The following is a 14,928-nucleotide window of genomic DNA, read 5'->3' on the forward strand; positions in this document are numbered from 1 at the left end:
CTCTTCCGAAGCTATTCATTTTTGGGTTTTTCATTGACGATTAGAACATAGATTGGAACTTAATTTCAGACGTTATTTGAATAGAATGATTTCCGCACACCTCATAGAAAGAGTCTGTTTCAGTTCTTACGAAGCTTTTGTAAAAGTTTTAGGATTTTGAAATAAAAAGAATGGGAGTATTTTCTCCAACATAACCCATTAAAATTTAACTCAAAATTGATTGTGTTTTAAATCATTCGAAGTAAGTCTTATTATCTATTTGTTATTAAGACCATATTTATACCTAAACTAAAAAACAATGGTTATTTTTGCATCTTCAAAAATAATTTAGAAGCGTAAAATATTTCCGCATTTATCAAGATGACATTAACAACACAAGGAAATAAAACATTAAACCTAGCATATCCAATAATCTTTGGAGAGTTGGCGCAAATTGCATTAGGGTTAATTGATACGGCAATGGTTGGAGCGGTGAGCTACAAACATTTGGCTGCAGCCGCACTTGTGGGTAGCGTGATGACCATTCCGTTTGTAATGGGCGTTGGAATTACCATTGCAGTGTCGCAATTAGTAAGTCAAGCCAATGGACAGCGAGATTCGCAACTTGTAAGTCATTATTTATTTAATGGTTTTTGCCTTTCTGCAATTGCCGCCTTACTTATTTCGCTAGGTTTAGAACTCGGAAAAGACGTCTTATTTCATCTCAATCAAGATCCCGAAGTAGCAATGCTGGCAGTTCCGTACTTGCGACTTGTGGGTTGGTCAATAATCCCGATGTTGTTATTTATTGCCTTAAAACAATTTGCCGACGGTCTAGAATACACCAAAACTGCGATGATACTTTCGCTAATTGCAATGCCACTAAACTTCTTCCTAAACTGGGTTTTCATCTTTGGAAATCTTGGCTTTCCACGAATGGAATTAGTAGGAGCGGGTTGGGGAACTTTTATAACTCGAACAATTATTTTTCTGATTTTAGGATTGGTTGTTTTACGACATTCAACTTTTAAGAGATACGTTGCCGTACGCAAAAAGCAATGGGTTTTTAGATGGAAAACAATGAAAGAATTGCTGCATATTGGCGTGCCTACAAGTATGCAGATTTCTATGGAAGCCGGCGCTTTTGCGGTTTCAGGAATTTTAGTTGGAACCATTGGTGCGGTAGAGCAGGCGGCACATCAAATTGCACTGACCTTGGCTTCGGTAACTTTTATGGCAATGCTCGGATTTTCGCAAGCAGCCTCCATCCGAACCAGCAACGCTTTTGGTCGGAAAAATTGGCCATTAATTAGCTTAATCAGTCGAAGTGCGATGATTGTGGCTTTGGGCTACGGAATCATCTGTGCATTGGTATTTATTTTGCTTAAAAATCAACTTCCTTATATATTTAATGACAACTTAGAAGTAGTAACTCTTAGCGCTCTGTTGTTACTCTACGCTGGAATTTTCCAGATCTCTGATAGTATTCAAGCGATCTCTGCAGGATTATTAAGGGGAATTAAGGATGTTCGTGTTCCCACAATCTTCATCTTTATTGCCTATTGGGTAGTGGGAATTCCGATTGGTTGCCTATTGGCTTTCACCTTTGAAATGGGAGCAGTTGGAATCTGGACTGGATTTATCGTTGGACTTACGCTATCGGCAATATTCCTATATTTACGTGTCAAAAAATTGACTTCGTCAAAAAGAAGTACAATTAGTAGTACATGATTTATTTGAGTTAGCACGCTTACTATTGTAGCTGCAAAGGACAAATATTAGGTACATATCAATAATAATTCTAATCTTTAGTAGAATTAAATCGAAATTTTTCTATTTTTAGGAAAATCACTTTTTACTGAAACTTTAATGAATTTAACTATAGAAAACATTCTTCTTGTAGGCTCTCTATTGCTGCTTTTAAGCATCGTGGTTGCCAAACGCGCCTACAAATATGGAGTTCCCACCTTATTATTATTTCTCGGAATTGGTATGCTTGCTGGATCTGATGGAATCGGAAAAATTCATTTTGACAATCCCGAAATTGCGCAATTCATCGGAATTGTTGCTTTAAACTTCATCCTTTTTTCTGGCGGTCTCGATACCAATTGGCAGAAAGTCAAACCGGTTTTAAAAGAAGGAATAGTACTCTCCACACTTGGCGTTTTACTCACCGCACTTACCGTTGGATTTTTTGTCTATTATGTTACCGACTTTACAATTTACGAAAGTTTACTACTTGGCTCGATCGTTTCATCTACTGATGCGGCGGCGGTTTTCTCTATTTTGAGAGCAAATAGTCTGGGTCTAAAAAAGAATCTCCGACCAGCTTTAGAACTCGAAAGTGGGAGTAATGACCCAATGGCTTATGTACTAACCATTGCTTTTTTAAGCTTGGTGATGAGTCCAGAGCAGGGTTTCTTGTCCGTAATTCCGATGTTTATTCAGCAAATGGCTTTGGGTGCTCTTGCGGGATTCGCCTTTGGAAGATTAATAAAATACATCATAAATTCGATAAATTTAGATTACGAAGGATTGTATCCCGTACTGGTAATTGCCCTAATGTTTATCACATTTTCGGCTACCGATTTCTTTGGTGGTAACGGATTCTTGGCAATTTACATCTGCGCCGTTTACCTTTCCGATCAAGATCTAATTCACAAAAAAGCTATTCTCAAAATGTACGACGGGCTCGCGTGGCTGATGCAAATCATTCTTTTCTTGACCCTGGGACTATTAGTTTTCCCATCCGAAGTATTTTCAGTTATGGGAGTAGGCCTCACAATTTCGATTTTTCTAATTTTGGTCGCAAGACCTTTAAGTGTCTTTTTAAGCCTAATGTTCTTTAAAATGAAACTCCGCCGCCGATTTTATATTTCCTGGGTCGGACTTAGAGGCGCGGTGCCAATTGTATTCGCAACCTACCCATTATTGGCGGGAATCGACAAAGCGTCAATGATTTTTAACATCGTTTTCTTTATTTCGGTGACTTCAATTTTAATTCAAGGAACCACTTTGAGTATGGTTGCCAAGTGGCTTCGAGTTGATATGATTGATGATCCTTTGGCAGTGCAGCCCGCAGATTTGCAGATTGTAGATTCGGTGCGAAGTGAATTGCAAGTAATAAAAATCGGCGTAAACGCAACCGCTGCGGGTAAGAAAATCGTCGATTTGCACTTCCCAGATTCCACTATTGTAAGTATGATTGAGCGTGGAGAAAACTACATAATCCCCACTGGTTCTACGATTGTGCTGGCTGAGGATATTTTGCATATTGTCTCAAATGATGTCGAGGATATGGAATCGATTCAGAATAATTTGTTGAAGATGGTGTAGGAATTTTATTCAAAATGTGGCTCTTAAAAACGAAATAGATGTGATAAGGATAGCGGTTAAATTTTGTAACAATGATTAGGTGAAAATGTAAAAAAAAATGTTACAATTTATTCAAAATAATTTAATGAAGATGGCGTAGGGGTTTTTATCCGCGAAATATATTTCTTGATTTTTAAAATCTATTTGCAAAAAATAATATTACAAGAATTGTTAGAGTTGCAAATATTGCAGCAAGCTTAAACGTATAAGTCCCAGCGGGACGACTTTATTGTAGCCCGTAGCTTCAGCTGCGGGTTTACAGAAGGATGATTTGGAAAAAGTCCCATGGGGACGATTTTATGAATTACCACGCGTGGTGGCCAAATTGCTTCAAATCGATATGATACACGATGCGCTGGCACTCGATCCGCCCGATTTGCAGATTGTAGATTCGGTGCGAAGTGAACTGCAAGTCATAAAAATAGCAATCAACGCAACCGCTGCGGGCAAGAAAATTGTCGATTTGCACTTCCCAGATTCCACTATTGTAAGTATGATTGAGCGTGGAGAAAACTACATAATCCTCACTGGCTCTACGATTGTGCTGGCTGAGGATATTTTGCATATTGTCTCAAACGATGTCAAGGATATGGAATCGATTCAGAATAATTTGTTGAAGGTGTTATAATATTTTTTTGGCGCTTTATCCTGCTGTCCACTATATCTTTCCTGCCCAAAACAAGGGGCAGGAAAGGATGCCGTTCCCATCAGGGCTAGGGCTTCAAGGTAATTACAAGAATCATCTTTAAAATTCGAGATGTCGTCCTTTTATTCTCAAAATACTTCAGGTCAATTTCAAACCAAAATTTCAAATTTTACGAGATCCCATAGCCCCGATTGCAACGAAAATCCCTTGGCTAGCAATTTGCCTTTTTGCAGCAACGGCAGGTAAGAGCGACCTTAGTCCCGATAGCTATCGGGATCCTTGGATGCCGACTGCTGCGGCAAATTGCTGCCAAGGATTGCAGAGAAAAGCGGGATAAAGCTCCAAAAAATCAACGGCAATAACTTATAAAATAATTTGGTGAGTACATCATCGAGACTGCTTACCTTTGCACTTCTTAAAAAAATTGAACTTTCAAAAAATCGTAAATGAAAACTATAAAAATTCTTTTTACTGCTGTTATAATTAGCTGTTTTTCGACTTCTGCATCTGCTTGGGGCAAGGAGGGGCATGCAATTGTAGCGGAAGTTGCTTTTAAATATATGGATAAGCAAACGAAGGAAATCGTTACTAAATACCTCGATGGAATGACGTTTCAAGATGCGGCAAACTGGATGGATGTCATCAAAGATGACCGCTCGATGGACTATATGAAGCCGTATCATTACGTAAATTTTGAAAAAGGCGAGGAGGTAAAGCATCTTCATGGTGGAAATCTTTTGGATGAACTACAGAAATCGATGAATGAGCTTAAAAACTATAAATCGATGTCGGATGCGGATGTACGACAGAAAATTAAGATGATTTTTCACCTTGTGGGCGACTTGCATCAGCCAATGCACGTGGGTTACGGAACGGATAAAGGTGGCAATACGGTTCAGATAAACTTTGAAGGAAAGGGAAGCAATTTGCACCGATTTTTTGATAGCGGAATTATACGCAAGCAAAATATCACTACTAAAAAGGTTTTAAAAGAGAATAAAACTTGTAAAAGTAACCGCAAAAAAATCGCGAATTCGAGCGTAATTGATTGGGCAAATCAGTCTCGCAGTGAGTTGGAATCTATTTATGATTTTAAAGGTGCGAAGATTTCGCAGGATTATGTGAACAAATTTGAGCCACTTGTAACGAAGCAACTTTATGATGCGGGTGTTCGTTTGGCTGCTATAATGAATTCGACTTTTAAATAAAAAATCGCTTTTAGTGCTTATTTGTAGCAATAAACCTTAGCGAATACAGATTTCTATGACATCATTATTAATAAGTATCGCTTGCAGTGTGGCTGTGGGCGCCGTTTTTAAAGTGGCGAAAAAGTATCATTCCAACGACGCGCAAATCGTTTTTTGGAATTACTTTTTTGCAATTTTACTTTCCTATTTTGTCTTTGTGCCAGACTTTAGTTTGGTGAATTCTGAAACGCCGTGGTTGCTTTATGGCACTTTGGGAGTTTTATTGCCAACGGTTTTTATCGTTTTGGCAATTTCAATCAAGAATAGCGGAATTGTCAAAACCGATGCGGCACAGAGAATGTCGCTGTTTTTATCCCTTATTGGCGCTTGGCTGATTTTTAATGAGGCTTTTTCGACTTATAAAATAATTGCGGTAGCGGTTGCATTGATTGCGTTTCTGCTAATCCTCGACAAACCAAGCAAGGAATCTAAAAGTCATTGGATTTATCCTGCACTTGTACTTTTAGGCTACGCAACAATTGACTTACTATTCAAACAACTCGCAGGTTTTACAACACTTCCTTACACAGCATCCTTGCTGATAATTTTTGGAATTGCAATTGTGATTATGTCCATGATTTTAATTGCGAAATACATTTTAAAAAAGGAGAAAATAGAATCTAAGAATATTCTTTTTGGAGCAATTGCTGGTGTTTTAAACTTCGGAAACATCCTTTTCTACTTAAAAGCACATCAGCAATATTCTGATAATCCAAGTACGGTTTTCTTAGGAATGAACGTTGGAGTAATCGTTTTGGGTAGTTTATTGGGGATCTTTATTTTTAAAGAAAAGCTTTCGCTAAAAAACTATATCGGAATTGGTTTGGGAATTATGGCGATTGTCTTTGTGGTGCTTTCGCAAAATTGATAAAGGTTGCAATTGGTTTGCACCGTTCTACAACCAGATTACATAACAATTCACTTTATCTTATATTTAAACATTTATTCATTATAAATTGATTGCTTCTGACCATAAATCGAGTCAAAAGCTCTAAATTTGTGATAGTGAAAATTCTAACTCTCCTTTTCAGCCTTTATTTTTCGATGCTTGCAGCAATGCCTTGCACCGATATTGCTGTGAATAGAAATCAGGATTTTAGCAAAATTGAAAAATCGCACGATCACGCTTCACATCCTGATGAAGCCGATTCTTGTTCTCCTTTCTGCATCTGTAATTGCTGTGGAACTCCGATTTTAAATCTTAATTCAACTTTACTTTTTGCAAATTTGAGCATTTCTCAAATTTCAAAAACTCCAATTTCTACTTACAAAACTCCTTTGTTTTCGAAATTTTTTGGAAGTATTTGGCAACCGCCACAGCTTCACGCATAAACGTTATCATCTTTGGATTACTACACCTTTGTAGGTGATCCATTTCAATTTCGCGTAAGCGTAACCCTAATTTTTTACATCAACAAAATGTTAGATAAAATCATACATTTTAGTATCAGTAATAAATTTATTATTGGTCTATTCACTTTGGTATTAATTATAGTTGGAGCTTACTCTGCCTATACTTTACCAATTGATGCTCTTCCGGACATCACAAATAATCAAGTACAAATTATCACAACCTCTCCAAATCTTGCCACTCAAGATGTGGAACAATTTATAACTTATCCAATTGAGCAGGCGGTAAAACCGATTCCGAATGTAGTCGAACTTCGGTCGATTAGCAGATTTGGATTGAGTGTCATCACCGTTGTTTTTACCGAAGACACAGATATTTACTGGGCAAGAGCTCAAATTTCTGAAAGATTAAAAGAGGCCGAAAGCAGTATTCCAACTGGTATGGGCGCTCCCGAAATGGCGCCTGTAAGTACTGGATTAGGCGAGATTTATCAATATATAGTTTTTCCGAAGCCTGGATTTGAAGATAAATTTGATGCAATCGAACTTCGAATGATTCAAGATTGGATTATCAAACCACAACTTATTGGTACAAAGGGAGTGGCAGAAGTCAACACGCTTGGCGGAAAACTCAAGCAATACGAAATCTCCGTAAATCCAGATAAGCTGAAAAGTATGGACATTACAATTGTCGATATTTTTGAAGCTTTGGAGAAAAATAACGAAAATACTGGTGGTGCCTATATTGACAAAAAACCTTATGCCTACTTCATTCGAGCCATCGGAATGCTTACAGGAATTGACGACATTAATAAAATTGTAGTCAAAAATCAGAACGGAATTCCGATCCTAATGCGAGATGTTGCTACCGTACAAGTAGGAAGCAGTATTCGATATGGTGCAGTGACCAAAGATGGTCAAGGCGAAGATGTGCAGGGAATGGTGATGATGCTCAAAGGCGAAAACAGCGGTCAGGTGGTGAATCGTGTAAAGGAAAAAATGGAGCAGATTAAAAAATCTTTGCCAGAAGGCGTAGATGTGGTGGCCTTTATGGATAGATCTCAACTTGTAGACAGAGCGATTTCGACGGTAGAGAAAAACTTAATCGAAGGCGCGCTGATTGTAATTTTCATCCTCGTATTATTATTAGGAAATTGGCGAGCTGGACTTGTTGTAGCATCGGTAATTCCGTTAGCATTACTGTTTGCAATTTCGATGATGAAGCTTTTTGGCGTAAGTGGAAATTTGATGAGCCTTGGTGCCATTGACTTCGGATTGATTGTCGATGGAGCAGTAATTATTGTCGAATCAATCGTGCACCGACTTCAAATAGGCAAGAAGCGCAAACTTTCGAGAGTTGAAATGGACGAAGAAGTCTTTACCGCATCATCAAAAATTAGGAATAGTGCAGCTTTTGGAGAGATTATTATCCTAATTGTGTACTTACCAATTCTAGCGCTTGTGGGCATTGAAGGGAAAATGTTCGGACCAATGGCAATGACAGTTTCATTTGCGATTTTGGGAGCATTTATTCTTTCACTCACTTATGTGCCAATGATGGCTGCGCTTGCGCTAAAAAAAGAAACGGGACACACTCGAAATTATTCGGATAAAATCATCGATAAGTTGCACAGTTGGTACACACCACTATTAGATTTTGCAATGAAATTTAAAAGAGAAGTTCTTGCCGTTACAATTGCATTTTTCGCACTATCGTTAGTGATTTTTAATACGCTCGGTGGCGAATTTATTCCAAGCCTTGACGAAGGCGATATTGCAACCCATCTAATTATTGCTTCGGGAAGTTCACTTTCGCAAGAGATTGAATCGACTACAAAAGCCGAACAGATTCTAAAAGCGAAGTTTCCAGAAATCAAAATGATCGTCTCAAAAATTGGTTCGGCAGAGATTCCAACCGATCCAATGCCAATGGAAGCTGCCGACGTGATGATTATATTAAAAGATAAATCTGAATGGACTTCGGCAGAAACCAAGGAAGAGCTGATGAAAATGATGGAAAAAGAGTTGGAAGTAATTCCTGGAGCTATCACCGAATTTTCTCAACCTATCCAAATGCGATTCAACGAACTGATGACAGGAGTAAGAAGCGATGTCGCCATTAAAATCTTTGGAGAGGATATCGATTTACTGGTGAGCAAAGGCGACGAAGTATTGCAAATGATTCAGAATATCAAAGGTGTCACAGATCCACAAGCCGAGAGAGTGGCGGGATTGCCACAAATTGTTGTTCGTTACAATAAGGACAAGATGGCTTATTACGGACTGAATGTCGGAGATTTAAATCGCGTTGTCAGAATGGGCTTTGCTGGTGAGGTTGCGGGTAATGTGTACGAAGGTGAGAAACGTTTTGATCTTGTTGTTCGTCTCGATCAAGATAAACGACAGGATATTTCGAATTTGAGATCACTATTTGTGACTTTGCCCAATGGAAATCAAGTGCCACTAGATCAAGTAGCAGATATCGCTTATGAAGATGGACCAATGCAAATTTCTAGAGAAGATGGAAAACGCCGAATTGTAGTTGGATTTAACGTGAGAGGCGAAGATGTGAAAACGGTGGTCAATACAATCCAAGAGAAATTGGATGCAGAATTAAAACTTCCTGATGGATATTACACCACTTTTGGCGGTCAGTTTGAAAATTTAATCGAAGCAAATAAACGTCTTGCGATCGCGGTGCCAATGGCATTGGGGTTGATTTTTATTTTACTATATTTTACCTTTAAATCTGTCAAACAATCATTGATGATTTTTACTGCAATTCCGCTATCTGCAATCGGGGGAATTATCGCTTTGTGGCTGCGAGATATGCCGTTTAGTATTTCGGCAGGAGTTGGCTTTATCGCATTGTTTGGAGTAGCGGTTTTGAACGGAATTGTTTTAATAGGATATTTTAATCAACTAAAAGCTGAAGGTATGGCCGATGTTTTACAAAGAATAAAAGAAGGCACAAAAGTGCGTTTAAGACCGGTAATTTTAACGGCATCAGTGGCATCGATGGGCTTCTTGCCAATGGCATTGAGTACTTCGGCAGGAGCAGAAGTGCAGAAACCCTTGGCAACTGTTGTGATTGGCGGATTGATTACGGCAACTTTTCTGACCTTGATAATCCTACCAATCCTATACTATTTAGTTGAAAAGAAATCGAAGATCAAAAGTACTTCAGCCGTAGTTATATTGTTATTTTTAGGCCTTTCGGCGAAAGCCACTGCGCAGGAAACACCTATATTGACATTGCAATCAGCAATTGAATTGGCGCAAGACAACAATTTACAAATCAAGTCATCAACATTAAATGAAAAAGGACAACAGCAATTGCTGAAATCAGGATTTGATATTCCGAAGACTGAGGTTAAAGCCTCATTTGGGCAACTCAATGGATTTATGAATGATAAGAATTTGGAAATCACTCAAGGGATTAATCCTTTTATAATTGGTGCGAATAAGCAGCTTTTGAAAGCAAATTATTCGAAAGCATCTTTAAAGAAACAGAATATTATCCAAGATATTACCCGAGAAATTAGCAGCTCTTGGAATACGATACTTTTTATGAAAAGGCAAAATAAACTGCTGGGATCAGAGGAAGCATTGCTAATTAAAGCGCAAAAAAATAGTAGTCGTCGATTTGAAACGGGAGATATTAGTAAACTTCAATTTACTTCGGCGAAAGCCAGAAAAGAGGATTTATCCATCAAGATTTTGCTGAATAAAGCGCAAGAAGCTATGGAGAAATCTAAATTGAAGTCGCTATTGCAACTGAAGGATTTTAGGATGGCAGATACTTTATTTGTTCCTATGCTGAATAATTTTTCAAAAAATGACGCTTTCGTGGACTTAAATTCAAAATTAGCTTTGGCTAAAATTGAAGTTGAAGTTGCAAAAGGAGAGCAGAAAGTAGTAAGAGCTGAGGGTTTGCCTGAGATCAGATTAGGTTATTTTTTGCAATCGATGCAAGGCACTCAAGAGAAAAACGGAGTTGATGTAGATGTTGATGGGTCACTTCAATTTCAAGGATTTACAGTTGGTCTAGCACTTCCAATTTTTGCGGGAAGCACGATTGCTAAGAATAAGGCAGCTAAGACTAATATTGAAATGCAAGAATTGAACGCACAATTAGTGCAAAACCAATTGGAAACTCAACTTGAGCAGTATCAAATTATTGCCGAAGCTTATCTGGCAAATATTCAATATTATAAAGAAACCGCTTTGGCTCAAGCCGAAACAATCAGAGTAAATTCAGTTAAGGAATATGCAGCGGGCCAGATTTCATACCACGAATTTACCGAGGCGATGGATGATGTTTATGAAATAGAAAACACTTATCTGGAAAGTATTTTTAATTATAATCAGGTTATCATAGAAATCAATTATCTGATCAACCAATAAATAAAAAATTCAATGCGAAATAATAAATCCATATATATAACCATAATTATCATAGGAATTCTAGTTTTAGTAGGCTATCTGATTGTTAGAAATAATTCGTCCGAAGATGATCACGATCACGAAATGGTCGAAAATAAAGTGGATGAAATATCTACAGTTACTTACAAAGAAGTTGCACTGAATGAAGCTCAGTTTAACGCTGCGAAAATCTTACTTGGAACATTTTCATCAAAGAATTTGAGCGATGTAATACACGCAAATGGTTATACCAAATTACCACCGCAAAATCAGGCAGATGTTTCGGTTTTTGCAAATGCTATCGTAAAGCAGATTTCGATTATTGAAGGACAGAAAGTTCAGAAAGGACAAACGGTGGCAATTTTAGAAAGTCCAGAATTTGCTAAACTTCAAGAAGCATATTTAACTTCAAGAAGTAATTTGGAGTTTTTGAAACTAGAATTTAAACGACAAGAATCGCTGAACGATGAGGAGATAAATTCAAGAAAAATATTTCAGAAATCAAAAGCTGAATATGATATCGAGGTTTCTAGAAATCAATCATTATTACGTCAATTACAGCTTTTAAACATTAATCCAAATGCTTCAATTTCAAGTACGGTTGCAGTAAAAGCACCAATTAGCGGTTATATAACAGAAATTTTTATCAAAATTGGATCGACCGTAGAACCTGGAAAATCGCTGATGAATATCGTTGACAATTCTCAACTTCATCTGGATTTATTGGTTTACGAAAAAGATTTGAATAAAGTAAAGCCTGGCCAAACAGTGCGTTTTATGCTCACCAATCAGGGCAATGAAGAGATTAAAGGGAAGATCTTTAATGTCGGAAAGGCCTTTGAAAGCGACACCAAATCGGTTGCGGTACACGCCGATATTTCGAATGAAGGTCAGAAATTAATTCCTGGAATGTATGTAAATGCGCTGATTGATATTGAAGCAAATAAAACAGATGCTCTTCCGCTTGAGGCAGTTGTAAAGGCAGAAGGAAGAGAGTTTATTTTTATTTTAGAAGAGATAGTTCCCGAAAGAAAGGCAGAAGATGGAAATGCTATAAAAGAAAAGGAATTTCATTTTCTAAGAATTGAAGTAAAATCAGGAACTTCGCAATTGGGATTTGTTCACGTAGATCTTTTACAATCAATTCCTAAAGACGCACAAATCGTTCTGTCCGGCGCTTATTACCTTCAAAGTCATTTAATTAAAAACGACGGAGGCGGCGGACACGCACATTAAAAATTAAAGTATGATAACAGAAAATAAAGCCCACTGGGAAAAAGTCTATCAGACCAAATCTGCTGATCAGGTGAGTTGGACTCAAGAATATCCACGACTGGCAATTGATTATCTAGAAGAATTGAATCTACCAAAGGATGCAGCAATCATTGACATAGGTGGTGGAGAAGCAGCATTTGCTGAAGCTGCGATGGATTTAGGGTATACCAATATTTCGGTTTTAGATATTTCTGAAGCTGCTTTGGCAAAAGCCAAAGAGAGACTCGGTACAAGAGCTGAAAACATCAAGTGGATAGCAACTGATATCATTAATTTTGAAACTACAGTAAAATATGACTTCTGGTATGATCGAGCAGTGTTTCATTTTTTGACCGATGAAAAACATATTGATAAGTACATAGAAATCGCTACAAAATCTCTAGTGGAAAATGGCAACTTTCTATTAGGAACATTTTCTGAAATTGGACCTTTTAAATGTAGTGGTTTGGAAATTACCCAATATTCAGAAACTTCCATGAAAGAAACTTTTGCCAAAAATTTCGTGGCAGAAAAATGTTTTACCCAAGAACATAAAACCCCATTTGATAGTATTCAGAATTTTCAATTTTGTGGATTTAAAAAAATTAAATAGATGGCAAAAAGTACAAATAAACCTGCTAAAAAGTGCTGTAGCATTGATGAAGAAATTCACAAGCCTGCAGTAAACATAAGTGACGATGATCATGGACATTCAGATGATGACGGTCATGGACACAGTCATGATCTTGGCGATCAGTCCAAAGTGCAATTGTTTGCTCCGGCAGTAATCAGCTTTTTACTTTTAATGATAGGAATTTCGCTTGATTATTATTTTAAACCCGAATGGTTTACTGATAATTTAAGATTGATTTTTTATATTATTGCTTATATGCCGGTTGGTTTACCAGTTTTGAAAGAAGCTGTAACGAGCATTAAGCAAGGTGATGTATTTTCGGAGTTTTTCTTGATGGGAATTGCCACAATTGGAGCTTTTGCTATTGGCGAATATCCAGAGGGAGTAGCAGTGATGCTGTTTTATGCAATTGGCGAAATTTTTCAAACTCTCGCAGTTACAAGGGCGAAGACAAACATTAAAAAATTGCTTGATCAACGGCCTGACGAAGCCACTATAATTGTTGATGGTAATCAGCTATTGAAAAAAGCAAAAGACATTGCCATCGGCGAAGTGGTTCAGTTAAAATCTGGAGAGAAACTGGCAATTGATGGAATTTTGTTATCAGAGACAGCAAGTTTTAATACCGCAGCGTTAACCGGTGAGAGTACACCAACAACATTTAAGAAGGGTGAAATGGTTTTGGCGGGAATGATTAATTCGCAAACCGTAAGTTTGATCGAGTCAACCACAGCTTTTGAAGACACAAAGCTTTCGCGAATATTGCAAATGGTGCAAGAAGCATCTTCGAAGAAGGCGCCTACGGAATTATTTATCCGAAAGTTTGCGAAAATCTATACGCCAATCGTCGTATTTTTAGCTTTAGCGATCTGCCTGCTACCATACTTTTTTGTCGACGAATATATATTTAGAGATTGGTTGTATCGCGCATTAATATTTCTAGTAATTTCTTGCCCTTGTGCCTTAGTAATTTCCATCCCACTTGGATATTTTGGCGGAATTGGCGCTGCAAGTAGAAATGGAATACTATTTAAAGGCTCGGTATTTTTGGATGTGATGGCTTCAATTGGTTTGGTTGTCACTGACAAAACGGGCACAATGACCGAAGGGGTTTTTAAAGTGCAGAATATTGAAAGTGTTGGCATATCCGAAGAAGATTTAATTAAATATACTGCAGCAATCGAACATAAGTCGACGCATCCTATTGGTGCAGCGATTATTGAGTATGCAAAGGGATCTGAAACAAATGTAGAAGTATCTGAAGTGGAAGAAATTGCCGGCCACGGATTAATCGGCAGAGTTGATGGTCGAAATATCGCGGTTGGAAATACCAAATTACTTGATAAACTAAATATTTCGTACGACAAACAAATTGGTGAGTCAGCATTTACGATTATCGCGGTTGCAATTGATAACAAATACGCTGGCCATGTACTAATTGCCGATCAAATAAAAACTGACGCGGCATTGACGGTTGCCGAACTAAAGAAATTGGGAGTTCGGACTGTAATGCTGTCTGGCGATAAAGATGCGGTGGTTCAGGCTGTTGCCAAAGAATTGAAAATCGAAGAATCCTACGGCGATTTGCTTCCAGAACATAAAGTTGAGAAAATGGAAGGCTTAAAAAGTCCTAATCTCAAAATTGCCTTTGTGGGCGATGGTGTCAATGATGCTCCAGTTGTTGCACTTGCCGATGCTGGAATTGCCATGGGCGGACTGGGAAGTGACGCTACCATTGAAACTGCTGATATTGTAATTCAGAATGATCAGCCCTATAAAATTGTAACTGCAATAAAAATTGGAAAGAAAACCAAACAGATAGTTTGGCAAAATATTTCAATGGCTTTTCTAGTAAAAGCGGTGGTTTTGATCCTTGGCGCGGGTGGACTCGCTACGATGTGGGAAGCAGTATTTGCCGACGTCGGCGTAGCTTTATTAGCAATTTTGAATGCAATGAGGATTCAGAATTCGAAATTCTAAAGCTTAAAACCTAAAATAAAAATCGCTGTGAGTTTTGA

General features: G+C 37.8%; 10 protein-coding genes. All 10 read left to right on the forward strand.

What is annotated here, in order from left to right:
- The first annotated feature begins 360 nt into the window (after positions 1-360).
- The 10 genes from SBO79_RS10295 (at position 361) to SBO79_RS10340 (ending at position 14,890) form a co-directional block, all read left to right on the forward strand.
- Positions 361-1,710, forward strand: a complete 1,350-nt coding sequence (locus SBO79_RS10295; RefSeq protein ID WP_318640313.1) for an MATE family efflux transporter — start codon at positions 361-363, stop codon at positions 1,708-1,710.
- Positions 1,711-1,848: 138 nt separating this feature from the next.
- Entirely contained in the window at positions 1,849-3,315 is a 1,467-nt protein-coding gene (locus SBO79_RS10300) for a potassium/proton antiporter (RefSeq protein WP_318640314.1), read from the forward strand.
- A gap of 310 nt (positions 3,316-3,625) precedes the next feature.
- Complete coding sequence (locus tag SBO79_RS10305) at positions 3,626-3,982, forward strand: TrkA C-terminal domain-containing protein (protein ID WP_318640315.1); 357 nt, start codon at positions 3,626-3,628, stop codon at positions 3,980-3,982.
- 464 nt (positions 3,983-4,446) lie between these two features.
- Positions 4,447-5,208, forward strand: coding sequence for a S1/P1 nuclease (locus tag SBO79_RS10310; RefSeq protein ID WP_318640316.1), 762 nt, complete (start codon positions 4,447-4,449; stop codon positions 5,206-5,208).
- Between the two features lie 55 nt (positions 5,209-5,263).
- Positions 5,264-6,115, forward strand: coding sequence for an EamA family transporter (locus SBO79_RS10315; RefSeq protein WP_318640317.1), 852 nt, complete (start codon positions 5,264-5,266; stop codon positions 6,113-6,115).
- A gap of 137 nt (positions 6,116-6,252) precedes the next feature.
- Positions 6,253-6,579, forward strand: a complete 327-nt coding sequence (locus tag SBO79_RS10320) for a DUF6660 family protein (protein WP_318640318.1) — start codon at positions 6,253-6,255, stop codon at positions 6,577-6,579.
- Between the two features lie 87 nt (positions 6,580-6,666).
- The gene (locus tag SBO79_RS10325; RefSeq protein ID WP_318640319.1) at positions 6,667-11,004 is read left to right on the forward strand and encodes a CusA/CzcA family heavy metal efflux RND transporter; all 4,338 of its coding nucleotides are present in this window, start codon (positions 6,667-6,669) and stop codon (positions 11,002-11,004) included.
- 12 nt (positions 11,005-11,016) lie between these two features.
- Complete coding sequence (locus tag SBO79_RS10330; protein ID WP_318640320.1) at positions 11,017-12,258, forward strand: efflux RND transporter periplasmic adaptor subunit; 1,242 nt, start codon at positions 11,017-11,019, stop codon at positions 12,256-12,258.
- 10 nt (positions 12,259-12,268) lie between these two features.
- Positions 12,269-12,889, forward strand: a complete 621-nt coding sequence (locus SBO79_RS10335) for a class I SAM-dependent methyltransferase (protein ID WP_318640321.1) — start codon at positions 12,269-12,271, stop codon at positions 12,887-12,889.
- On the forward strand, positions 12,890-14,890 hold the full coding sequence (locus SBO79_RS10340; RefSeq protein WP_318640322.1) for a heavy metal translocating P-type ATPase: 2,001 nt from the start codon (positions 12,890-12,892) through the stop codon (positions 14,888-14,890). It begins immediately after the preceding gene.
- Positions 14,891-14,928: the final 38 nt, after the last annotated feature.

The sequence above is a fragment of the Flavobacterium ardleyense genome, assembly GCF_033547075.1.
Classification (GTDB): Bacteria; Bacteroidota; Bacteroidia; order Flavobacteriales; family Flavobacteriaceae; genus Flavobacterium; species Flavobacterium ardleyense_A.

What these genes read in the sequence shown, in the direction of transcription:
- SBO79_RS10295 (WP_318640313.1), top strand. Translation starts at nt 361, where the DNA reads ATGACATTAACAACACAAGGAAATAAAACATTAAACCTAGCATATCCA.
- SBO79_RS10300 (WP_318640314.1), top strand. Translation starts at nt 1,849, where the DNA reads ATGAATTTAACTATAGAAAACATTCTTCTTGTAGGCTCTCTATTGCTG.
- SBO79_RS10310 (WP_318640316.1), top strand. Translation starts at nt 4,447, where the DNA reads ATGAAAACTATAAAAATTCTTTTTACTGCTGTTATAATTAGCTGTTTT.
- SBO79_RS10315 (WP_318640317.1), top strand. Translation starts at nt 5,264, where the DNA reads ATGACATCATTATTAATAAGTATCGCTTGCAGTGTGGCTGTGGGCGCC.
- SBO79_RS10325 (WP_318640319.1), top strand. Translation starts at nt 6,667, where the DNA reads ATGTTAGATAAAATCATACATTTTAGTATCAGTAATAAATTTATTATT.
- SBO79_RS10330 (WP_318640320.1), top strand. Translation starts at nt 11,017, where the DNA reads ATGCGAAATAATAAATCCATATATATAACCATAATTATCATAGGAATT.
- SBO79_RS10335 (WP_318640321.1), top strand. Translation starts at nt 12,269, where the DNA reads ATGATAACAGAAAATAAAGCCCACTGGGAAAAAGTCTATCAGACCAAA.
- SBO79_RS10340 (WP_318640322.1), top strand. Translation starts at nt 12,890, where the DNA reads ATGGCAAAAAGTACAAATAAACCTGCTAAAAAGTGCTGTAGCATTGAT.